26 protein-coding genes are annotated in these 24,093 nt (G+C 67.7%); 20 read left to right on the forward strand and 6 right to left on the reverse strand.

The window, feature by feature from the left end; all coding sequences use genetic code 11:
• Together CQY20_RS13675 and CQY20_RS13680 are read right to left on the reverse strand one after the other, a co-directional pair.
• Positions 1 to 477, reverse strand: a complete 477-nt coding sequence (locus CQY20_RS13675; RefSeq protein ID WP_097940631.1) for a nuclear transport factor 2 family protein — start codon at positions 475 to 477, stop codon at positions 1 to 3.
• Positions 477 to 1,271, reverse strand: coding sequence for an SDR family NAD(P)-dependent oxidoreductase (locus CQY20_RS13680; RefSeq protein ID WP_097940632.1), 795 nt, complete (start codon positions 1,269 to 1,271; stop codon positions 477 to 479). The genes CQY20_RS13675 and CQY20_RS13680 overlap by 1 nt, the downstream gene beginning before the upstream one ends.
• A 154-nt stretch (positions 1,272 to 1,425) precedes the next feature.
• On the opposite strand from CQY20_RS13680, the gene CQY20_RS13685 reads away from it, so the two are divergent.
• From CQY20_RS13685 to CQY20_RS13710, 6 genes are all read left to right on the forward strand, one after another.
• Positions 1,426 to 2,262 carry a DUF3097 domain-containing protein gene (locus tag CQY20_RS13685; RefSeq protein WP_097940633.1) on the forward strand — a complete coding sequence of 279 codons (837 nt, stop codon included), beginning with the start codon at positions 1,426 to 1,428 and terminating at the stop codon, positions 2,260 to 2,262.
• A gap of 20 nt (positions 2,263 to 2,282) precedes the next feature.
• Positions 2,283 to 3,617 carry a replication-associated recombination protein A gene (locus CQY20_RS13690; protein WP_097940634.1) on the forward strand — a complete coding sequence of 445 codons (1,335 nt, stop codon included), beginning with the start codon at positions 2,283 to 2,285 and terminating at the stop codon, positions 3,615 to 3,617.
• 194 nt (positions 3,618 to 3,811) lie between these two features.
• Entirely contained in the window at positions 3,812 to 4,138 is a 327-nt protein-coding gene (locus CQY20_RS13695) for an ArsR/SmtB family transcription factor (protein ID WP_097940635.1), read from the forward strand.
• Positions 4,135 to 4,608 (forward strand): SRPBCC family protein, encoded by a 474-nt coding sequence (locus CQY20_RS13700; RefSeq protein ID WP_097940636.1) that lies wholly within the window; start codon positions 4,135 to 4,137, stop codon positions 4,606 to 4,608. The genes CQY20_RS13695 and CQY20_RS13700 overlap by 4 nt, the downstream gene beginning before the upstream one ends.
• 93 nt (positions 4,609 to 4,701) lie before the next feature.
• The gene (locus tag CQY20_RS13705; protein ID WP_097940637.1) at positions 4,702 to 5,340 is read left to right on the forward strand and encodes an HD domain-containing protein; all 639 of its coding nucleotides are present in this window, start codon (positions 4,702 to 4,704) and stop codon (positions 5,338 to 5,340) included.
• Positions 5,341 to 5,372: 32 nt separating this feature from the next.
• Entirely contained in the window at positions 5,373 to 8,126 is a 2,754-nt protein-coding gene (locus CQY20_RS13710; protein WP_097940638.1) for a helix-turn-helix transcriptional regulator, read from the forward strand.
• A gap of 4 nt (positions 8,127 to 8,130) precedes the next feature.
• Here CQY20_RS13710 and CQY20_RS13715 read toward each other — a convergent pair whose 3' ends face one another.
• Genes CQY20_RS13715 through CQY20_RS13725 form a run of 3 tightly spaced genes read right to left on the reverse strand, consistent with a single transcriptional unit; the run spans position 8,131 to position 10,692 of the window.
• Positions 8,131 to 9,681, reverse strand: a complete 1,551-nt coding sequence (locus CQY20_RS13715; RefSeq protein WP_097940639.1) for a UbiD family decarboxylase — start codon at positions 9,679 to 9,681, stop codon at positions 8,131 to 8,133.
• On the reverse strand, positions 9,653 to 10,240 hold the full coding sequence (locus tag CQY20_RS13720; RefSeq protein ID WP_097940640.1) for a UbiX family flavin prenyltransferase: 588 nt from the start codon (positions 10,238 to 10,240) through the stop codon (positions 9,653 to 9,655). The genes CQY20_RS13715 and CQY20_RS13720 overlap by 29 nt, the downstream gene beginning before the upstream one ends.
• A gap of 2 nt (positions 10,241 to 10,242) precedes the next feature.
• Positions 10,243 to 10,692, reverse strand: a complete 450-nt coding sequence (locus CQY20_RS13725) for a styrene oxide isomerase (protein WP_097940641.1) — start codon at positions 10,690 to 10,692, stop codon at positions 10,243 to 10,245.
• A 131-nt stretch (positions 10,693 to 10,823) separates the two neighbouring features.
• Here CQY20_RS13725 and CQY20_RS13730 point away from each other — a divergent pair, with 131 nt between their 5' ends.
• Positions 10,824 to 12,344 carry a catalase gene (locus tag CQY20_RS13730; RefSeq protein ID WP_097940642.1) on the forward strand — a complete coding sequence of 507 codons (1,521 nt, stop codon included), beginning with the start codon at positions 10,824 to 10,826 and terminating at the stop codon, positions 12,342 to 12,344.
• On the forward strand, positions 12,344 to 12,874 hold the full coding sequence (locus tag CQY20_RS13735) for a cupin domain-containing protein (RefSeq protein ID WP_097940643.1): 531 nt from the start codon (positions 12,344 to 12,346) through the stop codon (positions 12,872 to 12,874). Before CQY20_RS13730 ends, CQY20_RS13735 begins: the two co-directional genes overlap by 1 nt.
• Positions 12,875 to 12,939: 65 nt before the next feature.
• Here CQY20_RS13735 and CQY20_RS13740 read toward each other — a convergent pair whose 3' ends face one another.
• Positions 12,940 to 13,248, reverse strand: coding sequence for a GlsB/YeaQ/YmgE family stress response membrane protein (locus CQY20_RS13740; RefSeq protein ID WP_097940644.1), 309 nt, complete (start codon positions 13,246 to 13,248; stop codon positions 12,940 to 12,942).
• Positions 13,249 to 13,354: 106 nt separating this feature from the next.
• On the opposite strand from CQY20_RS13740, the gene CQY20_RS13745 reads away from it, so the two are divergent.
• From CQY20_RS13745 to aroQ, 12 genes are all read left to right on the forward strand, one after another.
• The gene (locus CQY20_RS13745) at positions 13,355 to 13,756 is read left to right on the forward strand and encodes a secondary thiamine-phosphate synthase enzyme YjbQ (protein ID WP_097940645.1); all 402 of its coding nucleotides are present in this window, start codon (positions 13,355 to 13,357) and stop codon (positions 13,754 to 13,756) included.
• Between the two features lie 90 nt (positions 13,757 to 13,846).
• Entirely contained in the window at positions 13,847 to 16,537 is a 2,691-nt protein-coding gene (gene alaS / locus CQY20_RS13750) for an alanine--tRNA ligase (RefSeq protein ID WP_097940646.1), read from the forward strand.
• A gap of 4 nt (positions 16,538 to 16,541) precedes the next feature.
• Positions 16,542 to 17,039 (forward strand): Holliday junction resolvase RuvX, encoded by a 498-nt coding sequence (ruvX, locus tag CQY20_RS13755; protein WP_097940647.1) that lies wholly within the window; start codon positions 16,542 to 16,544, stop codon positions 17,037 to 17,039.
• Positions 17,032 to 18,279, forward strand: a complete 1,248-nt coding sequence (locus CQY20_RS13760; protein WP_097940648.1) for an endolytic transglycosylase MltG — start codon at positions 17,032 to 17,034, stop codon at positions 18,277 to 18,279. Before ruvX ends, CQY20_RS13760 begins: the two co-directional genes overlap by 8 nt.
• Positions 18,257 to 19,075: a shikimate dehydrogenase gene (locus CQY20_RS13765; RefSeq protein ID WP_097940649.1), complete on the forward strand. Its 819-nt coding sequence runs from the start codon at positions 18,257 to 18,259 to the stop codon at positions 19,073 to 19,075. The genes CQY20_RS13760 and CQY20_RS13765 overlap by 23 nt, the downstream gene beginning before the upstream one ends.
• A gap of 9 nt (positions 19,076 to 19,084) precedes the next feature.
• Positions 19,085 to 19,528 (forward strand): prepilin peptidase, encoded by a 444-nt coding sequence (locus CQY20_RS13770; protein WP_097940650.1) that lies wholly within the window; start codon positions 19,085 to 19,087, stop codon positions 19,526 to 19,528.
• Positions 19,529 to 19,604: 76 nt separating this feature from the next.
• Positions 19,605 to 20,141 (forward strand): Chromate resistance protein ChrB, encoded by a 537-nt coding sequence (locus CQY20_RS13775; protein WP_207767276.1) that lies wholly within the window; start codon positions 19,605 to 19,607, stop codon positions 20,139 to 20,141.
• Complete coding sequence (locus tag CQY20_RS13780; protein ID WP_097940652.1) at positions 20,141 to 20,533, forward strand: YkvA family protein; 393 nt, start codon at positions 20,141 to 20,143, stop codon at positions 20,531 to 20,533. Before CQY20_RS13775 ends, CQY20_RS13780 begins: the two co-directional genes overlap by 1 nt.
• A 123-nt stretch (positions 20,534 to 20,656) precedes the next feature.
• Entirely contained in the window at positions 20,657 to 21,889 is a 1,233-nt protein-coding gene (aroC, locus tag CQY20_RS13785; RefSeq protein ID WP_097940675.1) for a chorismate synthase, read from the forward strand.
• Entirely contained in the window at positions 21,889 to 22,557 is a 669-nt protein-coding gene (locus CQY20_RS13790; protein ID WP_097940653.1) for a shikimate kinase, read from the forward strand. The genes aroC and CQY20_RS13790 overlap by 1 nt, the downstream gene beginning before the upstream one ends.
• 1 nt (position 22,558) lies before the next feature.
• Entirely contained in the window at positions 22,559 to 23,647 is a 1,089-nt protein-coding gene (gene aroB, locus CQY20_RS13795) for a 3-dehydroquinate synthase (RefSeq protein ID WP_097940676.1), read from the forward strand.
• A gap of 8 nt (positions 23,648 to 23,655) precedes the next feature.
• Positions 23,656 to 24,090 carry a type II 3-dehydroquinate dehydratase gene (gene aroQ, locus CQY20_RS13800; RefSeq protein WP_097940677.1) on the forward strand — a complete coding sequence of 145 codons (435 nt, stop codon included), beginning with the start codon at positions 23,656 to 23,658 and terminating at the stop codon, positions 24,088 to 24,090.
• Positions 24,091 to 24,093: the final 3 nt, after the last annotated feature.

Below are 24,093 nucleotides of genomic sequence, written 5' to 3' on the forward strand. Positions count from 1 at the left end.
TCACGGTGCGCCGAGAACGCCTTTGGCCAACAAGTCCCGCGGCTCTGCACTTCCGTTGAGCGCGCGGGTGACGCGCTCCACGATCCGCCATCGTCCGGCGTTCTTGCGTAACCGGAAGTGGTTCGCGCCTGCGCGGGCCGCGATGTATCCGTCGTCGCGGCGCAGCAACAGCACCGACTCGCAAACCGCGACCGCGTCGTCGCCGTGGACGGTCACCACGGCGGACCCGAGGAAGTGACAACAGCCGCGGCTGATCAGGTCTTGATGGGCATCGGATCGCACAATCGCCGCGACGTCGTCACGGCTACGCATATGCCAGCCTTCGACGTCGTAGCTGCCGTCTTTGGCCCACAGATCGGCCGTGGCCTCGGCCTCGCCGGCGTCGACGAGCGGGCCGTAGGAGGCGATGAAACGTTCGATCGCGCGTTCATCTTCGATGCGCTGCAAGCGCTTTTCGAGTTCGGCGAGCGTGCTCATCATCGGTCACCGCCGATCAGCTTCTGCATTATCTTGTGCGTTCCCAACACGACCTTCGCCCGGTCGGGATGGTTGCGGCGTTCGACGTCGTCGGCGTTGCCGCCCGCCACGTAAACAGGCCCGTGGGGCAGTTGCTCGAGGCCTTCGCGGGCCACGTCGGCCGGGTCGGCGACGCGCAGTCCCGGCACGTCGAAGTTCAGCCCGACGCGTTCCATCGCGGGCGTGCGGGTCACGCCGAGCACGAGTTCCAGAACGTGGACGTTGTAGTCGCGCAGCTCCAGCCACAGGCCTTCGGCGAAAATCCGGCCGAACGCCTTCACCCCGCCGTAGACGGTGTGACGCTCCGAGCCCAGGTAGCCCGCCATCGATCCGACCAGCAGGATGGCCCCGCGGCGGCGGTCGCGCATCGGCCTGCCGTAGTGCTGCACCAGGCGCAGCGCAGCGCCCACGTTCAGGTCGATCACCTTCTGGAAGTCGGCCAGGTCGCCGTCGAGGAACCGCTCGCTGCACGTGTTGGCGCCCGCGTTGTAGATGAGCAGCCCGACCTCGAGGTCGGCAGTCGCTTCGAACAACTCGTCGACGCCTGCGGGCGCGACGAGATCGACTGCCACCGTGCGCACTTCGACGCCTCGACGGCGACACGCTTCGGCCGTCGCGTGCAGCGGCTCCGGTTTGCGGGCGAGCAGCACCAGGTTCAGTCCCGCGGCGGCCAGCAGGCGGGCGAACTCCGCGCCCACGCCCTCCGAACCGCCCGCGACGACGGCCCACGGGCCGTAGTTCTGCAGATCAGTCACCGCTCGATCCTGCCTTGGCCCTGTTTCTCCCGCGCGAGCGCTCACCCTTGTACGGTTTCCGGCCCGGAATCTGTACCTAGGTGCGCGCTCGCGGAGGCGTGGTCTGGCCGTGTCGCGCTCCGGCCTTCGCGGGGTGTGCCCCTACGATCGCCCGGTGGCTGATCGCTATGGCTCCGATGTCCTTGCCAACAATCCGCACAGAAAGCCCAGGTCGACCCAGCGGCCGGTGGAGATCGGCATGGTCGTCGAGGACGCGCAGACCGGCTACGTCGGCGCGGTGGTGCGCGTCGAGTACGGGCGCATGGAACTCGAGGACCGGCACGGCCGTCGCAAGCCCTTTCCCGTCGGGCCGGGCTACCTGATCGACGGCAAGCCGGTGATCCTGACCGCGCCGCGCAAAACCGGGCCGAAGGCGCCCGCTCGTACGGCGTCCGGCTCGGTCGCAGTGCATGGCGCCAAGGCGAAGGTGGCGCTGGCCAGCCGCATCTATGTCGAGGGCCGCCATGACGCCGAGCTCGTCGAGCAGGTGTGGGGAGACGATCTGCGCATCGAGGGCGTTGTCGTCGAATACCTCGGCGGCGTCGACGATCTGGCCGGCATCGTCGAAGAGTTCCGCCCCGGCCCGGGCCGTCGCCTCGGCGTGCTCGTCGACCATCTGGTGGCCGGATCCAAGGAGGCCCGCATCGCCGACGCGGTGCGCCGCGGACCCGGCGGCGCGCACACGCTCGTCGTCGGTCACCCGTTCGTCGACATCTGGCAGGCCGTCAAACCCGAACGGCTCGGCATACCGGCGTGGCCGACGATTCCGCGGGGCGTGGACTGGAAACACGGCGTGTGCGAGGCGCTGCGCTGGCCGCACTCCAGCCAAGCCGACATCGCCAAGGCGTGGCAGCGCATCCGCGGCCGGGTCCGCGACTGGAACGACCTGGAGCCTGCCCTGATCGGCCGGGTCGAGGAACTGATCGACTTCGTGACGCAGTGCGAGTCGTAACTGCGTGGTAAGCAGGGAGCGTGTCCGACGGTCTGTTCGACGTCCCGGGTGAGCCGCCATCGGCCGGGGGTGCGATGGGCCCCGTCGGCGCCTCGGCCCCGCTGGCGGTGCGCATGCGACCGGCGACCCTCGACGAGGTCGTCGGGCAGGACCATCTCCTGCAGCCCAATTCGCCGATGCGCCGCCTGGTCGAGGGGTCGGGTGCGGCGTCGGTCATCCTCTACGGGCCGCCCGGCACCGGCAAGACGACGCTGGCCTCGCTGATCTCGCAGGCCACCGGCCGCCGGTTCGAGGCGCTGTCGGCCCTGTCGGCGGGGGTCAAAGAGGTCCGCGCGGTCATCGACATCGCCCGACGCGCCGCGGCCCACGGCGAGCAGACCGTGCTGTTCATCGACGAGGTCCACCGGTTCTCCAAGACGCAGCAGGACGCGCTGCTGTCGGCCGTCGAGAACCGGATCGTGCTGCTGGTGGCGGCGACGACGGAGAACCCGTCGTTCTCGGTGGTGGCGCCGCTGCTGTCGCGGTCGCTGATCCTGCAGTTGCAGCCGCTGACCCCCGACGACGTGCGCACCGTCGTCACCCGCGCCATCGAGGACCCCCGCGGCCTGGCAGGCAAGGTCGAGGTCGCCGACGACGCGATCGACCTGCTGGTGCAGTTGTCGGCCGGCGACGCCCGGCGGGCGCTGACCGCGCTGGAGGTGGCCGCCGAGTCGGGCGGCAAGGTCACCGTCGACGTCATCGAACAGTCGCTGGACAAGGCCGCGGTGCGCTACGACCGCGACGGCGACCAGCACTACGACGTGATCAGCGCGTTCATCAAGTCCGTGCGCGGCTCCGACGTCGACGCCGCCCTGCACTATCTGGCCCGGATGCTGGTTGCGGGGGAGGACCCGCGGTTCATCGCGCGGCGGCTGATGATCCTGGCCAGCGAGGACGTCGGCATGGCCGACCCGTCGGCGCTGCAGACCGCCGTGGCCGCCGCGCAGACGGTGCAGCTGATCGGCATGCCCGAGGCGCAACTCACGCTGGCGCACGCCACGGTCCATTTGGCGACCGCGCCGAAGTCCAACGCCGTGACCACCGCGCTGGGCGCTGCGATGAGCGACGTCCGCGAGGGCAAGGCCGGTCTGGTGCCCGCGCATCTGCGCGACGGGCACTACTCCGGCGCGCAGGCGCTCGGCAACGCGGTCGGCTACAAGTACAGCCATGACGATCCGGATGGCGTTGTGCCGCAACAGTATCCGCCCGACGAGCTGGTCGGCGTCGACTACTACCGGCCGACCAGCCACGGCGCCGAGCGCGAGATCGCGTCGCGGCTGGACAAGCTGCGCGCGATCATCCGCCGCAAGCGCTGACGCGCCGCGGTTATCTCTCCGCGAGACGGAATCTACGCGGACGCGCACTCGCATTTTCACGCCCAAATGTCGGTTTGGGCGTCAAGGGCGGCAGCCCTTGACAGCTGGCGGCAGCGAGGCATAGCGTCGTAGTCAACCAATTCATTGATCAAAGAGTAGGTTGACTAGTGGGGAGTGACGACCCGGATGCGCGGATGGACCGCGCCTTCCTGGCGCTCGCCGACCCGGTTCGGCGAGCCATGGTCGCGCGACTGTCCCGCGGGCCCGCCACGGTCAACGAATTGGCTGAGCCGTTCGACATAACGAAACAGGCTGTCTCCAAACACATTCAGGTACTCGAGCAGGCAGGGCTGGTCACCCGCACGCGCGATGCGCAGCGCAGGCCGGTGCACCTCGACGCGGCGGCTCTGGAACGGCTGACGGCGTGGATCGACCGGTATCGGCTTGACGCCGAACGCAATTACCGCAGGCTCGACAAGCTGCTGGCACAGATCACCACAACCGAAGGGAAGAAACGATGACCAACGCACTCGACCTCAACGCCCCCGTCGACACCCTGGCGATGGAATTCACCCGCGAGTTCGACGCACCCGTACAGGCGTTGTACCGCGCGCACGCCGAGGCCGATCTGGTCAAGCAGTGGCTCGGCCCGCACGGCCTCGAGATGCGCATCGAGGAGTGGGACTTTCGCAGCCACGGCGGCTATCGCTACGTGCACTCGACGTCCGACGCCGACTACCGCTTCAACGGCACGTTCCACACCGTGCGGGAGAACGAGATGATCATCCAGACCTTCGAATTCGAGGGTGCGCCCGACATGGTCAACATCGAATTCATGTGGTTCGAAGACCTCGGCAACGGCCGCAGCCGGCTGCGCGGGCGGTCGATCTGCCCCAACACCGAAGCGCGTGACGCGCTGCTGTCCTCGGGCATGGAGGGCGGCATGGTCGAGGGCTACGAGAAGCTCGACGTGTTGCTCAAGTCACTCTGATCGAACCCCCCCGGCACCCGGGTCCGGAACCCGGGTGCGGCCCGGGGATTTCCACGGGCGCGGCGTCACCACGGACTCGCTGACCATTGAGCTATGTCAGAAAAGATTGCAGGGATCCTCATCCCAGATACGGCTCTGGTTCGGGAAGCGACCGAACTGGTCAGAGAGGTCGCCGACGACCTGTTGTTCCATCATTCGCGGCGGGTGTACCTGTGGGGCAGCCTGCAGGGCAGCCGTCGCGGCCTGATCGCCGACCCCGAACTGCTCTACACCGGGGCGATGTTTCACGACCTCGGGTTGACCGACGAGTACCGCAGCACCGACCAGCGGTTCGAACTCGACGGCGCCGACGCCGCCCGCGAATTCCTGCGCGGCCACGGCATCGCCGAGGACGAAGCCCGCAACGTCTGGCTCGGCATCGCGCTGCACACCACCCCCGGAATACCGGATCGCCTGGAGCCCGAGGTCGCCTTGGTCACCGCCGGTGTTGAGACCGACGTGCTGGGCCTCAACCTCGACGCGCTGTCCCAGGCCGAGATCTCCGAGGTGATCGCCGCGCACCCGCGCATCGACTTCAAGGCCGGCATCCTGCACGCGTTCTACGACGGGATGAAACACCGCCCCGACACCACTTTCGGCACGATGAACGACGACGTGCTGGCCCACTTCGACCCGGCGTTCGTCCGCGCCGACTTCGTCGGCATGATCGAGGGCAACACCTTGCCGGGCTGAGTAGACTTCGGCAGATCCACAACGCAAAAAAGATGATGGAAGACGGTCCTCGCCGCCTGTTGGGTCGGCAGCGCGAACAGCAGGTCCTCGCGGGTCTGCTGACGGCGGCGCGCGAGGGCCGCAGCGGGGTGGTTGTGCTGCGCGGCGCGGCCGGCATCGGCAAGACGTCGTTGCTGACCTACGTGCTCGCCCGCGCGTCGGGATTCCGTGCGATCCGCATCGCCGGCTTCGAGTCGGAGATGGAGCTGTCCTACTCGGGTCTGCAGCAGTTCTGCGCGCCGCTGCTCGGCCGGCTCGACCGGCTTCCGGACCCGCAACAGCGGGCCCTGCGCATCGCGCTGGGGTTGACCGACGGTGACCCGCCGGACCGGCTGATGGTCGGCCTCGCGGTGCTCACGCTGCTGTCGGAGGCCTCCAGCGAGCGACCGACGATCTGCGTCATCGACGACGCGCAATGGGTGGATGCGGCGTCACTGCAGGCGTTGTCGTTCGTCGCGCGGCGGATCCTCGCCGACCCGATCGTCATGATCTTCGCCGCGTGCCAACGCCGTGACGACCGGCTCATCTCCGACCTGCCCGAGGTGCAGGTGCGCGGGCTCAACGACGACGACGCCCGCGCCCTGCTGACCACGACCGTGCCCGGCGACCTCAACGAGCAAGTGCGCGAGAACATCATCGCCGAGGCCGGCGGAAATCCGTTGGCGCTTATGGAGTTACATCGCGTGCTCTCACCAGCCGAGCTGGCCGGCGGCTTCGGCCTGGCCGAGGCGGGCCAGCTGACCAGCCGGCTGGAGCGGGGTTTCGGACGACGGCTCGAAGAACTGTCCGACGAGACGGCGACCGTGCTGTTGATCGCCGCCGCCGAACCATCGGGCGAGCCGAGGTGGCTGTCCTCGGCGGCGCACCAACTCGGCATCGCTGAAAGTGCAATCGAGGCCGCCGAGAAGGCCGATCTCATCACGGTCGACTCCCGCGTGCGGTTCCGGCACCCGCTGATCCGGTCGGCGGTCTATCGCGGCGCGCGGACGTCTGAGCGCCGTCGCGCCCATCAGGCCCTCGCCGACGTCGTCGACGGGCCCGCCGCGCAGGAACACCGCATCTGGCATCTCGCCCACGCCGCGAACAAGCCCGACGAAGACCTCGCCCAACAGCTTGTGCGCTCGGCCCAGCAGGCCTGCGCCCGCAGCGGCGCCGCTGCCGCCGCGGCGTTCCTGGCGTGCGCGGTCGAACTCACCCCGGAACAGCGCACGCGTGCCGAGCGGGCCCTGCTCGCCGCGTCGGCGAAACTGAACTCCGGTGCGCCAGAGGCCGCTTCGCGCTTGTTGATGGGCGCGAGCAATGGCGTCGAGGACGAGTTGCTCAGCGCCAAGACCGACCTCCTGCGCGCGAAGGCCGCGTTCGCGGCGAGCCGTGGGGGAGAAGCGACCTCGCTGCTGCTGGCCACGGCCAAACGGCTGGACGACCTCGACCCGGAATTGGCCAAGGAAACCTACTTCGAGGCGCTCACCACCGCGATCCTGGCCGGCAGGCTGGCCAATACGCCGGACACCAATGTGATGGGGGTCGCCGGCGCCGCGCGCCACGCCGCGACGACGGACGGTGCGCAGCGCGTGGTCGACCTGATGCTCGACGCGTTGGTCACCCGCGTCACCGACGGCTACACCGCAGGCACGCCGGTGCTCAAACGCGCGATCGAGGAATTCGTACGGTGCGATGCCGCCGATGCGGTCGATCTGCGGTGGTACGACATGGCCACCCGCATCTGCCTCGACCTGTTCGACCACGACGCATTCGGCCGGATCGCCGCACGGCAACTCGAACGTCTACGCGCCGCAGGGGTGCTGGCGTTGTTGCCCGTCGGCCTGGCCACTTCGGCCGCGGCGGCCATCTTCGGTGGCCGGCTAGCGGAGGCGGCAGCGCATCTGGCCGAGGCAGAGGCCATCACGACCGCGATCGGCGGACCGCCGCTGCGGCGCAGCGATCCGCTGCTGGCCGCGTACCGCGGGCAGGAGGCGCGATGCCGCGAAATGGCGCAGGCGACCGACGGAGCCGTCGACCACGGCCAGGGATTGTCCATTGCGGCGGGACTGTTCGCGCTCGCGGTCCTGCACAACGGCATGGGGCAGTACGCCGAAGCGCTGAAGGCGTGCGAAACCGCCTTGGAGTACGACGATTTCGCTGTGGTCAACTACACACTGGCCGAGACGGTCGAGGCGGCGATCCACTGCGGCGACCTCGCGAAATCGGCCGAAGCGCGTGACGCGCTGGTCGAACGCGCGACCGCCAGCGGCACCGACACCGCCCTCGGATTAGCGGCCCGGTCCCGCGCCCTGACAAGCGACGGCCCGGTCGCCGAAGCCGAATACCATACGGCCATCAGTCATTTCACGCGGAGCCCTGCCGTCGTATACCTGGCGCGAACCCATCTGGTGTATGGCGAATGGCTGCGCAGGCAAGGCCGCCGCGTCGACGCACGCGGCCAACTGCGCACCGCATTCCAGATGTTCACCGAGATGGGTGCCGACGGATTCGCCGAACGGACCAGCCGCGAACTGGAAGCCACCGGCGAGACGGTCCGCAGGAAGCGGATGGGCGCCGAGGCGGAGCTGACGACACAGGAGACCCACATCGCCAAGCTCGCGCAGGCGGGCAGCACCAATTCCGAGATCGCCGCCGCACTGTTCATCAGCCCGCGCACCGTGGAATGGCACATGAGCAAGATCTTCACCAAACTCGGTGTCACTTCGCGCAAAGAGTTGCGCAAGACCGAACTTCCCGTCGGCTAGCCCACTACACATCGGGGAATCGTCTGCTCAGCTTCTCCATCGTCAGCAACTCGCGTCGCGCGTCATCGAGGTAGGGAATTCCGATGCCGTACTCCTGCCATCGTGCGGCGATGCGGGCTTCCAACTCCGGCGCGATTTTGTTGACCGGCGGATAGTGGCGGCCGCCCCATTCCGGGCGCGGATCGTTGTCCCAGCTTCGGGTGGCATCGATGAGAACGCGATGCCACTCGCCGGAGCCGTACTTGGCCATGTTAGTCCGCTGGTACGGCGTGGACGGATCCAGTGGCGAACCCATCGTCGGCCCGTACACACAGATATCACCCTGGCCGGCGTTGACGCGATATGCCATCGCCCAGTCGAGCGCCTGCGGATCGTGGATGTCGATGTCCTCCTCGACGACCATGACGTTTTTGTAGAACCAGATGGATCCGCTGGTTCCCCACAACGCGGCGGCGACCTGCTGCGCGTGGCCGCGGTACCCCTTCCGGATTTGCACCACGATGTTGGTGCCGTTGGACACCTGCGTCATCCACACATCGGTGACGCCGCGGACGCCCTGGGCCTCGAGCACATTCCAGGCAATCGCCGAGCGCGCATAGTTGAGCATCGAGTCCTCGACGAGAAATCCCGGCCGCATACCCTCGAGCGAGCCCCGCAGCACCGGGTCGTCGCGATGGGTGATCCTGGTGATTCGCAGGACCGGCGTCGGCGCGGCGTGGCCGTCGACGAAGCCGGGATATTCGGCGAACGGTCCCTCTTCGGCGTAGCTCGCCGGGTCGGGGTCAAGGAAGCCTTCGACCACGATCTCCGCGCTGGCCGGCACGTGCAGCGGAACCGTCTCGCAGGCCACCAGGTCGACGGGACGGCCGAGGATGGCGCCCATCATGTCCCATTCACACACATCCTTCGGGAACGGACTGCCCGCGCAGAACGGCAGCGCATCGTGCCAGCCATACACCACGGCCACCGGCATGGGTTCGGGCTTGTACTGTTCGAGGTGACCGCCCCAACCCTGGGTGGTGGCCAGCAGTTTCACGATCCTGTCGCGGTCGACGATCATGCCGCGGTAGACGCCGATGTTGTCGCGTCCGGTGACCTTGTCTTCGGTGACGACACCACAGAACGTGTCGATGTAGCGGCCGCCGTCGGAGGCATGCCACCGCGGGGCGGGAAACTGCCACAGGTCGATGTCGTCGCCGGCGACAATGTTCTGCTTTACCGGTCCGGTCTCGACCACGCGCGGCGCAATGGGATTTTTGAAGACGTCCTTGAGGTGGCGGACGATCTCGGCGTCGGTGTAATCCCCGGACAGCCCGAGCATCAACTGGATTCGGCGCCGGTTGCCGATACCGGATGTGAAAAGTTTGGTGCAGCGGGTGTTCTCGTGGCCGATGATGTTGGAGAACAACAACGCCGGCCCGTTGAGGGACAGCGCGACGCGAGCGATCGCTCCGATCTCCTGATCCCAGTCGACCGCCGCTGTGACGTGGTGCAATTCGCCGGCACGGTCGAGCGTGGCCAACCAGCTACGCAGGTCGGGTGTGTGTGTACTCACCGTCGGTTTCCTTCCACCGCTTGATCAGCGAATGTTCGATGCCGAATTGATCAATGACGCGGCCGGTGATGTGGGTCGTCATCTCATCCAGCGTCGCCGGACCCGCATAGTAAGCCACCGTCGGCGGGAAGATGACGGCTCCCGCGCGCGCAAGGTAATGCATGTTCTCCAAATGGATCTCGCTCAGCGGCGCCTCACGTGCAACGAGCACAAGCCTGCGGCGTTCTTTGAGCGTCACATCGGCCGCGCGGGTGATCAGGTTGTCGCTGAAGCCGATTCGGATAGCGCTCAACGTCTTCATGCTGCACGGGCAGACGACCATGCCGTCGGTGCGAAACGACCCGCTGGAGATTCCGGCGGCGAGATCGCGCGCACTGTAAGCGCGCGTGGCCAGCGCGCGGACATCGTCGACGCTGTAGTCGGTTTCGAGATTGATCGTCGCGCGCGCCCAATCGCTGAGGATCAGGAGGGTCTCGACGTCGAGCTTGGCGAGCACCTCCAGCAGCCGGATGCCCAACGTGGCGCCGGTGGCGCCGGTCATCGCCACCACGAGACGCATCGTCAGTGTCCTTCGGCTGCGTGGTCGACGCCGGAGTCCGGCCGGATGAGGCCCCAGAGGATCAGCACGACCGACACCAGAATCGAGTACGCGATGCTGCGGAAACCTGCGCCGGCAACCCGTTCCTGCCACGGCTTTCCGTGATGGCCCCGCGACAGGATCGGATTCGCCGCCGCCGTGCCCATCGCGGCCCCCAGCGCGGTGAAGAACCAGTTGCCGTATGTGCCGAACAACACCGTCCAGCGCGCGACACGGGCCACCGGACGCGGCAGCTTCACGCTGCCCCAGATGGCGCCGAGCGCGATCAGAAAGGTGCCGTTCATCACCCCCTCCAGGTGCGCGGAAAGCGCCATCCGCATGTTGGTGAATCGCCGCTCCTGCATGCCGGTCAGCAATCCGATCAGGAACAGGAAAACGCCATGCCACATCATTCGTCGGTCGGCTGTATTCATCAGAATCTCCCTTCGCTGCTTCGACAGTGACACTCGCGATGGCCCCGAAGCGCCCGTGCAATGCACGGGTATGACGGACCCGGGGGTTTCCCTGGCGCTGGGAGCTGCCCGCCGGTGCTTGAGTCGATGCCATGACGAGCAACACCAATCCAAACGGCAACAACGGCCTGCCCGAGGGCAAGCTGACCACGATCGCGGGCGCACCCGTCGTCGACAACAACAACGTGATCACCGCGGGCCCGCGGGGACCGATGTTGTTGCAGGACGTGTGGTTTCTGGAGAAGTTGGCCCACTTTGACCGCGAGGTGATTCCCGAGCGCCGCATGCATGCCAAGGGCTCGGGTGCCTACGGCACCTTCACGGTGACCAACGACATCACCCGGTTCACCCGCGCGAAGGTGTTCTCCGAGGTCGGCAAGCAGACCGAGATGTTCGTCCGGTTCTCCACGGTGGCCGGTGAACGCGGTGCGGCCGAGGCGACGCGCGACATCCGCGGGTTCGCCGTGAAGTTCTACACCGAGGAAGGCAATTGGGATCTGGTCGGCAACAACACGCCGGTGTTCTTCTTTCGGGACCCGCTGAAATTCACCGACCTCAACCACGTCGTCAAGCGCGACCCGCGGACTAATCTGCACAGCCCGCGCAACAACTGGGACTTCTGGAGTCTGCTACCCGAGACGCTGCACCAGGTCACCATCACGATGAGCGACCGCGGCATCCCGCGCTCGTACCGTCACATGCACGGATTCGGTTCGCACACCTATAGTTTCGTCAACGCCGACGGCGCACGGTACTGGGTGAAGTTCCATCACGTGTGCCAGCAGGGCATCGAATTCCTCACCGACGCCGAGGCTGAGGCGGTCATCGGCAAGGACCGCGAGAGCCATCAGCGCGACCTGTACGAGGCCATCGAGCGGGGCGACTTCCCGCGCTGGAAGCTGTGCGTGCAGGTGATGCCCGAAGCGGATGCCGCCAACGTGCCATACCACCCGTTCGACTTGACCAAGGTGTGGCCGCACGCCGACTACCCGTTGATCGAGGTGGGCGAGTGGGTGTTGAACCGCAACCCCGACAACTACTTCGCCGAGGTGGAGCAGGCCGCGTTCTCGCCTGCGCGAATTGTTCCGGGAATCGGCTTCTCACCCGACAAGATGCTGCAGGGCCGGCTGTTCTCCTACAACGACGCGCAGAACTACCGGCTGGGCGTCAACCACCACCAGATCCCGGTCAATGCCGCGCGCTGCCCTGTGCACGCCTATCACCGCGACGGTGCGATGCGGGTGGACGGCAACCACGGTGGCACCCTGAACTACGAGCCCAACAGCTACGGCGAGTGGCGGGAGCAGCCGGCCTACCAGGCGCCGCCGGAACCGCTCGGTGACGTGTCGGCCTACAACTGGAACTTCCGCGAGGACGACGACGACTACTACACGCAGCCGGGCAATCTGTTCCGGTTGATGACGCCGGACGCCCAAAAGCGGTTGTTCGACAACACGGCGCGCGCCATGCGCGGCGTCCCGGTCCAGATACAACAGCGGTGGATCGCGCACTGCGCCAAGGCAGATCCCGACTACGGCGCCGGCGTCGCGCACGCTATCGAAGCCCTCGACCGCGCGTCGACTGATGCCGCCAGCGATGGCAGAGTGATCTGATGACGTCACCGTTGGACCACCCCGCGATCCTCACCCGCCTTGCGGAGGGCGCCGGCCTGCCCGCTCTCGACGTGTTCGGGCCGCAAGTCGAATTCCTCACCATGATCGAGGATGGGTCGAATGAGGTGTGCGTCATGCGCGGCGTGATACCGCCGGGGGTGACGGTTCCGCTGCACCAACACGACGACTTCGAGGACTTCTACATCCTCGCCGGAGGCCATCAGGTATTGGTGGAGGAGGGCGGCCGCCTCGAATGGCGCGACGCACAGGCCGGCGACTACGTCCGAGTCCCCGGATCCGTGCCGCACGCCCACCGCAACCTGTCCGACCGGCCCGCTGTCGACCTGATCATCACCACGCCGCGAATGGGCCGGTTTTTCAAGGAGATCGGCCGTCCCGTCGGCGCACCGCCGCCGACGCCGGAGGAAGTCACCCGGTTCGTCCACACCGCGCTGCGCTACGGCTATCAGTTGGGCACATCCGAGGAGAACGCGGCTGTCGGCATCGACCTGCCGGCTTTCAACCTCTGAACATGCGCGACCCCGGCGGCCAGGGGTGCCGCCGGGATCGCCTGTGGGACAAGGTTATCTACTTATTACCTGAGCAGGCCCGAGCGTCGCCCGCCCATGAGGCCGCTCCGTCGGCGCCCCATCAGGGCCGCGACAAGGGCGACGCCGATGGCTGCGACGATCACCTGTACCAGCAGTTCGAGCCAGTCGATTCCGCTGGTGGCAGTAGGGATACCGAGTGCGCGGGCGATAGCGGTGCCGATGAGGGCCGCCACGATCCCGACGAGGATCGTCACCAGCATGCCGATGCGCTGCTTGCCGGGAACCAGCAGGCGGCCGAGCACGCCGACGACGATGCCGATGAGAATTGCGGTGATGACACCGGTGATGGTCATTTTCTCCTCCAGGGGGTAACGGGGTGGAGATGAGATACCCGAGGCACCCGCGTAATAAACGGCGCCGTCAATCAACAGGTGCGGGCTCGGCCCGTAGGCTTTCGATATGCAGACCGATGTAGTTGAGGTCGACACGTCGCGACGCCGCACCGTCGACCTGACGGAGGAGGTGCGGGCCTTCTGCGCTGGCCACGGCGACGGGCTGTGCAACGTCTTCGTGCCGCACGCCACCGCGGGCGTGGCGATCATCGAGACCGGGGCGGGCTCCGACGCCGACCTGGTCGACACGCTGGAGCGGCTGCTGCCGCGCGACGACCGGTACCGGCACGCGCACGGCTCGCCTGGCCACGGGGCCGACCACGTGTTGCCCGCATTGGTGGCGCCCTCGGTCACGCTGCCGGTCCAGGGCGGAAAGCCGCTGCTGGGAACATGGCAGAGTGTCGTGCTCGTTGACTTGAACAGGGATAATTCGCATCGAAAGGTGCGGTTCAGCTTCATCGACGGCTGACGCGGCTGACGCGGACATGACAAGTCAGGCCGGTACTGTAGTGCGGTTGGTTGATCCCGGCCGACTGCGACAACGACTAAGGAAAGCGACGTGCAGACACACGAGATCAGGAAGCGATTCCTCGATCACTTCGTGAAGAGGGGTCACACCGAGGTGCCGAGTGCCTCGGTGATCCTCGACGACCCCAACCTGCTGTTCGTCAACGCCGGCATGGTGCAGTTCGTGCCGTACTTCCTCGGCCAGCGAACCCCGCCGTGGAGCCGCGCGACCAGCATCCAGAAGTGCATCCGGACGCCCGACATCGACGAGGTGGGCCACACCACCCGGCACAACACGTTCTTCCAGATGGCCGGGAACTTCTCGTTCGGCGACTACTTCAAGCGCGAAGCCATCGAGTATGCATGGACGTTGCTGACCAACCCGGTCGATGAGGGCGGCTACGGCTTCGACCCCGAAAGGCTGTGGGCCACCGTCTATCTCGATGACGACGAAGCCGCGCAGTTGTGGCAGGAAGTCACCGGCATGCCGCCGGAGCGCATTCAGCGCCGCGGCATGGCCGACAACTACTGGTCGATGGGCATCCCCGGCCCGTGCGGCCCGTCGTCGGAGATCTACTACGACCGCGGGCCTGACTACGGCGTCGAGGGCGGGCCCATCGCCAACGAGGACCGCTATATCGAAATCTGGAACCTCGTGTTCATGCAGAACGTGCGCGGCGAAGGCACCTCCAAGGAGGACTTCGAGATCCTCGGGCCGCTGCCGCGCAAGAACATCGACACCGGCATGGGCGTGGAGCGGGTCGCCTGCCTGCTGCAGGGCGTCGACAACGTCTACGAGACGGACCTGCTGCGCCCGGTCATCGACACGGTCGCCGCGGTCGCACCCCGCGGATACGGGCAGGGCAACCACGACGACGACGTCCGCTACCGCATCATCGCCGACCACAGCCGCACCGCCGCGATCCTCATCGGCGATGGCGTCAGTCCCGGCAACGACGGCCGCGGCTACGTGCTGCGCCGCCTGCTGCGCCGGGTGATCAGGTCGGCGAAGCTGCTGGGCATCAACGACCCGATCGTCGGGGAGCTGATGGCCACCGTGCGCGACGCGATGGGCCCGTCGTATCCCGAGCTGGTCAGCGACTTCGAGCGCATCCAGCGCATCGCGGTGGCCGAGGAGACGGCGTTCAACCGCACCCTGGCCTCGGGGTCGCGGCTGTTCGAGGAGGCCGCGCGCGCGACGAAGCAGAAGGGCGCCACCGTGCTGTCCGGCAGCGACGCGTTCACCCTCCACGACACCTACGGCTTCCCGCTCGAGCTGACCCTCGAGATGGCCGCCGAAGCGGGCCTGTCCGTCGACGAAGAGGGCTTCCGGAGCCTGATGGCCGAGCAGCGCGAGCGCGCCAAGGCCGACGCCGCCGCCCGAAAGCAGGCCCACGCCGACCTGTCGGCCTACCGCGAACTGGTCGACAAGCACCCGACCGAGTTCACCGGTTTCGACGAATTGACCTCCGAGGCAACGATTCTCGGGATTTTCGTCGACGGCAAGCGGGTGCCGGTGGTGTCGCGCAACGGACAGCAGGCCGAGCGCATCGAGCTGATCTTGGATCGCACGCCGTTCTACGCGGAGTCCGGCGGTCAGATCGCCGACGAGGGCACGATCACCGGCACGGGCGCGTCCAGCACCGCCAAGGCCGTGGTCAGCGACGTGCAGAAGATCGCAAGAACCCTGTGGGCGCACCGCATCACCGTGGAGTCCGGCGAGTTCGTCGAGGGCGACACGGTTATCGCCGCCGTCGACCCGAGGTGGCGTCACGGCGCCACCCAGGGCCACTCCGGCACCCACATGGTGCATGCCGCACTGCGACAAGTGTTGGGGCCCAACGCCGTCCAGGCCGGTTCGCTGAACCGTCCCGGTTATCTGCGGTTCGACTTCAACTGGCAGGGTCCGCTCACCGAGGAGCAGAGGAACCAGATCGAGGAAGTCACCAACGAGGCCGTCGAAGCGGATTACGAGGTGCACAGCTTCACCACCGAACTGGAGAAGGCCAAGGCGATGGGGGCCATGGCCCTGTTCGGCGAGGTCTACCCCGAGGAGGTCCGCGTGGTGGAGATCGGCGGACCGTTCTCGCTGGAACTGTGCGGCGGCACGCATGTGGCCCACTCGGCGCAGATCGGCCCCGTCACGCTGCTCGGCGAGTCGTCCGTGGGCTCCGGCGTGCGCCGGGTCGAGGCCTACGTCGGGCTGGACTCGTTCCGCCACCTCGCCAAGGAGCGGGCGCTGATGGCCGCGCTGGCGTCGACGCTGAAGGTTCCCTCCCAGGAGGTGCCGAACCGCGTCGCGCAGCTGGTCGAGCGGTTGAAGGCCGCGGAGAAGGAACTCGACCGAATGCGGCTGGCCAACGCGCGCGCCGCGGCCGCCAATGCCGCGGCCGGCGCTGAGACAATCGGTAAGGTCCGTGTCGTGGCGCAGCGGATGGCTGGTGGCACTTCGGCCGCGGACTTGCGAAGCCTCGTCGGCGACATTCGCGGCAAGCTCGGCTCGGACCCCGCCGTCATCGCGCTCATCGCGGAGGGGGACAACGACACGGTCCCGTTCGTGGTGGCCGTCAACCCGGCCGCGCAGGACCTCGGCTTCAAGGCCAACGAACTGGTCAAGGTGCTCGGCGCGCCGGTGAACGGCCGCGGCGGCGGCAAGGCAGAGTTGGCCCAGGGATCCGGCAAGGGGGCCGCCGGAATCGACGCGGCGTTAGCTGCATTACGTGCGGAGATAGGCCGGAGCTAAGTACGTGCCCAACGCAGAAGACCGTCTGCCGGATCGTCCCGGGGGCGATGACCCAGGGCGGGGACGTCGGCTCGGAGTCGACGTTGGCAAGGTGCGCATCGGTGTCGCGGTGAGCGATCCTGATTGCATTCTCGCCACGCCGGTGGAGACGGTGCGACGTGACCGCTCGGACCGCCATCTGCGCAGGCTGGCTCAGCTTGTCGACGAGTTGGAGGCCGTTGAAGTGGTGGTGGGGTTACCCCGCACGCTCGCCGACCGCACCGGGCCGTCCGCCGAGGACGCCATCGACATCGCCGACGCGCTCGCGCGCCGGGTGGCGCCGGTGCCGGTGCGGCTGGCCGACGAACGCCTGACCACCGTCACCGCCCAGCGCTCGCTGCGCGAAGCCGGGGTGCGGGCGCGCAGCCAGAAGGGCGTGATCGATCAGGCCGCGGCCGTCGGCATCCTGCAGAGCTGGTTGGACCAGCGGCGGGTCGTCGTGGATGAGGTCGACAATGCGTGACGCCTGGGATCGCGAGCGTCCCGAGCCCGTCGCCGTGGGCCCGCCGAGACGGCGCATGAGCCGCGCCGAACGCATCCGCGAGGCCCGTCGCCGCCGTCGTCGCCGCATCGTGCGCGGCTCGATGCTGACCATCCTGATCGTCGTCGTGGTCGGGGCGGTGTTCCTCGGCTCGCGGATGTGGCACACCGTGTTCGGGCAGAGCGGCGGCGACTACTCCGGGGCGGGCAAGGCCGACGTGGTGATCCAGATCCACGACGGCGACTCCACCACCGCGATCGGCGAGACGCTGCGTGACCACCAGGTGATCGCGACGGTGCGGGCCTTTGTCGCTGCCGCGGAGAACAATTCGGCGATGTCGTCCATTCAGCCCGGGTTCTACAAGATGCGCACCGAGATATCGGCATCGGATGCGGTAGCCCGGCTCACCGACGCGCAGAACCGGGTGGGCAAGCTCGTCATCCCGGAGGGGCGTCAACTCGACGACATCCAGGACGTCAAGACCAACGACGTCACCGACGGGATCTTCACGCTGATCTCGGATGCGACATGCGTCGATCTCGACGGCGACCGGCGCTGCGTGCCGAAAGACGAACTGCGCCAGGTGGCGAGCACGGCGACACCAGCGGAACTTTCGGTGCCGGAATGGGCGAGCAAGGCCGTCGCCGCCATGGGCGATGACCACCGCCGCCTCGAAGGCCTCATTGCGCCCGGGTCCTTCGACATCAACCCGTCGGCGTCGGCGCAGGAGATCCTTTCGCAGCTCATCGGTGCCAGCAGCTACCGGTACGCGCAGGCCGGACTGTTGGAAACGGCACGGACGTTGGGCATGTCGCCGTACCAGATCCTCACCGTGGCGTCGCTGGTGCAGCGCGAGGCCAAGCCGCAGGACTTCAGCAAGGTGGCTCGGGTGATCTACAACCGTCTGCACGAGCAGCGCACGCTGGAGTTCGACTCGACGGTGAACTATCCGCTGGACCGGCAAGAGGTCGCCACCACCGATGCGGACCGGGCGGAGATGACGCCGTGGAACAGCTATGTGCGGCAAGGCCTTCCGGCCACCCCCATCTGCTCGCCGGGTTCGGACGCGCTGGTCGCGGCCGAGCACCCCGCCGAGGGGGACTGGCTCTACTTCGTCACCATCGACATGCAGGGCACGACGCTCTTCACCCGGGACTATCCGCAGCACCTGGCGAACATCGAACTCGCGAAGCGCAACGGTGTCCTCGACAGCGCCCGCTAAGGCACGCAAGGCCGCGGTGCTGGGTTCGCCGATAACGCACTCGCGTTCGCCGCAACTGCATCTGGCGGCCTACCGTGCCCTCGGCCTCGTCGACTGGACGTATGACCGCATCGAATGCACCGCCGAACAACTGCCCGGGCTGGTCGGCGGTTTCGGGCCGGAGTGGGTCGGTGTGTCGGTGACGATGCCCGGCAAATTTGCGGCGCTGCGCTTCGCCGACGAGCGCACCTCGCGGGCCGAACTGGTGGGCTCGGCGAACACGCTGGTGCGGACCGCGACGGGATGGCGCGCCGACAACACCGACGTCGACGGCGTGGCAGGTGCGCTGGGCGAGGCGTCGGGACACGCGGTCGTCGTGGGCTCCGGCGGCACGGCACCCGCGGTGGTAGTGGGGTTGGCGTCGCTGGGCGTGCAGCGGATCACCGTCGCCGCGCGCAATCGTGCCAAGGCGGCGCCGGTTGTCGAACTGGCCGGCCGCGTCGGTGTGGAAAGCCGGTGGCACGACATCGACGACCCCGATCTGGCGTCCGTCGTCGCGGGCGTCTCGGTCGTGGTGAACACCATCCCGGCGGAGGCCGCCGCCCGGTACGCGACCGCGCTTGCGGGCACACCCGTCCTACTCGACGCGATCTATGACCCGTGGCCGACGCCGCTGGCCGCGGCCGTACAAGCGGCGGGCGGACAGGTCATCAGCGGATTGCAGATGCTGTTGAACCAGGCCTACGCGCAGGTCGAACAATTCACCGGGATGCCTGCGCCCAAAGAAGCGATGAAGGCCGCGCTGCAGGGCGCTTAGCCTTTTCGAGTGGGGGTGGGGGCGGCCTGCGTAAGCGCGCTGGCCTGGTGTTCGGCGCTGAGCTGCTACGACATTCGCCAGCGCCGGCTGCCGAACTGGCTGACGATCCCTGGCGCGGTCGTGATCCTCACGGTGGCGGCGTGTGCCGGACGCGGGACGCCTGCATGGTGCGGGGCGGTCGCTCTGGTCGGGCTGTACCTCGTCGTGCATCTGGTGGCGCCGGCCGCGATGGGCGCCGGTGATGTGAAGCTGGCCGCCGGCGTCGGCGGACTGACGGGTGCGTTCGGCTACGACGTGTGGGTGCTGGCCGCCATCGGCGCGCCGCTGCTGAGCGCGATGTGGGCGCTCGTCGCGGTCGCTGTTGTGCGCCGACCTAATTCTTCGGTGCCGCACGGTGTTTCGATGTGTACGGCTACCCTGGCCGCGTTGGCCCTCGTCGTCTTCTCGCCGTAGCGCTGACACTAACACGGCACATGTAACCAGTGTTACATTAGGAGCTGTGACAGACGATACAACCCCACGTTGGTGGGTGCTGGCGACGAGGTTGCCGGCTGGGCCTTCGCGACACAGAGTTGCCGTCTGGCGCGAGTTACGCAGGACTGGCGCGATCCAGCTCGGTCAAGGTACGTGGGCCGTGCCCGACCTGCCGGTTTTCGACGACGGCGTGCAGCGTGTGCTGGAGTTGGTCCGCCGCGGCGATGGCGAGGTCGTGACGCTTGCCGCTGCTGGCCGCGACGAGTCCGACAATGCCAGGTTGGAGACCATGTTCACCTCCGCCCGACAGGAGGAGTGGAGCGAATTCCTTGCGGAGTGCCACAAATTCGACGCCGAGATCGACAAGGAGATCGGCAAGGGCAAGCTCACCGTCGCCGAACTTGAAGAAGAAGAGCAGAGCCTCGATCGGTTGCGTCGGTGGTATCGCGAAATCAAGCTTCGCGACGTGTTCAGCGCACCGGAAGCGCGCCAGGCCGAACAGCAACTAAAGAGGTGCGCTGAACGGCTCGAGGATTACACCGAGCGGGTCTTCCAAGCCGCTCACGGCACGAACGACGAAGGGCTCGTGTGATGCCGGGGTGGTTGCAGTCAGTACTGATCGCGGCGGCGGTGCTCGTTTGCCTTTGGCTGGCGTTGATCGTGCTGGCGCGGTCGCTGCCGCCCGGCCTCGCCAGGGATCTAGCGGCCTTCTTGCCCGATTGCGTCACGACCGTGCGGCGGCTCCGCAAAGATCCTCGGGTTCCGCGCCGGGTCAAGATCGCAGTCGTCTGCGCTGGTGTTTGGCTGCTCTCACCGGTCGACCTGATCCCTGAATTCCTGCCCGTCATCGGACCGCTGGACGACATCATCGTGGTCGCCTTGCTGCTCCGCTATGCCGCCAAGCGGATCCCGCACGACGTGCTCGCCGACGCGTGGCCAGGCAGCCCGGAGATGTTGCGCCGACTCGCCGGATCGAAGACGTGATGACCAGGCCCGTCGACGGCAGGGCCCCCGGGCCTGACCTCGCGAGACGGAATCCGCGCCGCGAAAGGCCGAGAAGACACCTGCGTAGATTCCGTCTGGGCCGAGCGTGGGAAGATGGGACGCGTGTTGCGATGGACGACTGCTGGTGAATCCCACGGCCGCGCGCTGGTGGCCGTGCTGGAGGGCATGGTCGCCGGAGTCGGCGTCACCTCGGATGAGATCGCCAGGCAGCTCGCCCGTCGCAGGCTGGGATACGGCCGCGGCGCCCGGATGAAGTTCGAGCAGGACCAGGTCACGATGCTGGCCGGGGTTCGACACGGGGTGACGCTGGGCGGCCCGGTGGCCATCGAGATCGGCAACACCGAATGGCCGAAGTGGGAAACCGTCATGGCCCCCGACCCGGTCGACCCCGCCGAATTGGAGAACAGCGCCCGCAACGCGCCGCTCACCCGGCCGCGGCCCGGCCACGCCGATTACGCCGGGATGCTCAAGTATGGCTTCGACGACGCCCGCCCGGTGCTGGAGCGGGCCAGCGCGCGGGAGACCGCGGCCCGTGTCGCGGCGGGCACCGTCGCGCGGGCGTTCCTGCGGCAGGCGCTGGGCGTCGAGGTGCTGTCGCACGTCATCTCCATCGGCGCGTCCGACCCCTATGTCGGCCCGCCGCCGGAACCCGCCGACCTGGCCGCCATCGACGCCAGCCCGGTGCGCGCCTACGACAAGGACGCCGAGGCCAGGATGATCGCCGAGATCGAGGCAGCCAAGGCCGACGGCGACACACTCGGCGGCGTCGTGGAAGTCGTCGCCAGCGGCCTGCCGATCGGGCTGGGCTCCTTCACCAGCGGCGAGAACCGACTCGACAGCCAACTGGCAGGCGCGGTGATGGGAATTCAGGCGATCAAGGGCGTCGAGATCGGCGACGGCTTCGAGACCGCCCGCCGTCGCGGCAGCGTCGCCCACGACGAGATGTATCCAGGCCCCGGCGGGGTGATGCGCTCGACGAACCGCGCGGGCGGACTGGAAGGCGGCATGACCAACGGCCAGCCGTTGCGGGTGCGTGCGGCGATGAAGCCGATCTCGACGGTGCCGCGGGCGCTGGCCACCGTCGACATGGCCACCGGCGACGAGGCCGTCGCCATTCATCAGCGCTCCGACGTGTGCGCGGTCCCGGCGGCCGGGGTCGTGGTCGAAACGATGGTGGCGCTTGTGTTGGCGCGCGCGGCGTTGGAGAAGTTCGGCGGCGACTTTTTGAACGAGACGCGCGCCAACATCGACAACTACCTGCGTTCGGTGCACATGCGGGGAGCACAGCAGAGCGAGCAGCGCGAGCCTGCCCAACGCGCGCAGGCGTCGGGCTGATGGCACCCAAGGCGGTTCTGATCGGGTTGCCCGGTTCGGGCAAGTCCACGATCGGTCGCCGGCTCGCCAAGTCGCTCGACGTCGAGCTGCTCGACACCGATGTGGCAATCGAGACGAAGACCGGCCGCACCATTCCCGACATCTTCGCCAACGACGGCGAGCAGGAATTCCGCCGCATCGAAGAAGAAGTGATCCGCGAGGCGCTGCAGACCCACGACGGCGTGCTGTCGCTCGGCGGCGGGGCGATCACCAGCCCCGGTGTGCGAGAAGCCCTTTCCGGTCACACCGTGGTCTATCTGGAGATCAGCGCTGCCGAGGGGGTGCGCCGCACCAGCGGCAGTACGGTCCGTCCGCTGCTGGCGGGCGACGATCCCGCCGAGAAGTTCCGGGCGCTGATGGCGCAGCGGGTTCCGCTGTACCGGCGGGCCGCGACCATCCGCGTGAACACCAACCGACGCAACCCCGGCGCCGTGGTGCGCTACATCGCGGCGCGGCTGGAGAACCCCGACGACGAGCAGGCCGCCCAGAAGCCGAAAGCCAAACCGCGCCGACGTCGCCGCCCGCCGTGGCGTCGCACGCCGGTGTCGTTGTCACCCACCACATCCGAGGCGCCGACTCCGACCAGTCCCGCGGAGTTGGCCCGCCGCGCAGAGGCTCGCCATGACTGATCTGACCACACCCGTCACCGTCGAAGTGAAGACCGACCCGCCCTACCCGGTGATCATCGGCACCGGCCTGCTGGGGGAGCTGATCGCCCAGGTCGAGGACAGGCACAAGGTCGCGATCATGCACCAGCCGACGCTGACACAGACAGCCGAGGCGATCCGTAACCAGCTCTCCGACAGGGGAATCGATGCCCACCGCATCGAGATTCCGGATGCGGAGAAGGGCAAGGATCTGCCGGTCGTCGGCTTCGTGTGGGAGGTTCTCGGCCGCATCGGCCTCGGCCGCAAGGACGCCGTCATCAGCCTGGGCGGGGGAGCGGCGACCGACGTGGCCGGCTTCGTCGCAGCCACCTGGTTGCGCGGGGTCGACATTGTGCATGTGCCGACGACGTTGCTCGGCATGGTGGACGCGGCCGTCGGAGGCAAGACGGGCATCAACACCGATGCGGGCAAGAACCTCGTCGGGGCCTTCCACCAGCCGGCGGCTGTGCTGGTCGACCTCGTGACGCTGGAGACGTTGCCCCGCAACGAGATCGTCGCGGGCATGGCCGAAATCGTGAAGGCCGGTTTCATCGCCGACCCGGTGATCCTCGACCTGATCGAGGCCGACCCGCAGGCCGCACTGGACCCGTCGGGCCGCGTTCTGCCCGAGCTCATCCGCCGCGCCGTCGCGGTGAAGGCCGGGGTGGTCGCCGCCGACGAGAAGGAATCGCAGCTGCGCGAAATCCTCAACTACGGGCACACTTTGGCGCACGCCATCGAGCGGCGCGAGCGCTACCAGTGGCGCCACGGGGCCGCAGTGTCGGTCGGTCTGGTGTTCGCGGCCGAGTTGGGGCGGTTGGCCGGACGCCTCGACGACGCGACCGCGGACCGCCACCGTGCCGTCCTGACGTCGCTGGGCCTTCCGGTCGGCTATGACGCCGACGCGCTGCCGCAGCTGCTCGAATACATGGCCGGCGACAAGAAGACCCGTTCGGGCGTGCTGCGTTTCGTCGTCCTCGACGGCCTGGCGAAACCCGGGCGCCTCGAGGGACCGGACCCGTCGCTTCTGGCGGCGGCATACGCGGAGGTGGGAAAGCAGGTGGGGATGTGACGACTTCGATCTCCACGGTGAACGTGATCAACGGCCCCAACCTGGGCCGGCTGGGCCGCCGCGAACCCGACGTCTACGGCAGCACCACCCACGACGACCTCGTCGAGCTCATCGAGCGCGAGGCGGCCGAACTCGGACTGAAAGTCGTTGTGCGGCAGTCAGACAGCGAAGCCGAGTTGCTGGACTGGATCCACCGCGCCGCCGACGCGGGTGAACCGGTGGTGCTCAACGCCGGCGCATTCACCCACACCTCGATCACGCTGCGGGATGCGTGCGCCGAACTGCGCGCCCCGCTGATCGAAGTGCACATCTCCAACGTGCATGCCCGCGAAGAGTTCCGGCATCACTCCTATCTCAGCGGTGTCGCCACGGGAGTCATCGTCGGCCTCGGTGTGCAGGGCTATCTGCTGGCCCTGCGCTACCTCGCCGCCACCGCGTCCTAGCGT

Origin of the sequence: Mycolicibacterium agri (genome assembly GCF_002553505.1) — a bacterium.
Taxonomy (GTDB): Bacteria; Actinomycetota; Actinomycetes; order Mycobacteriales; family Mycobacteriaceae; genus Mycobacterium; species Mycobacterium agri.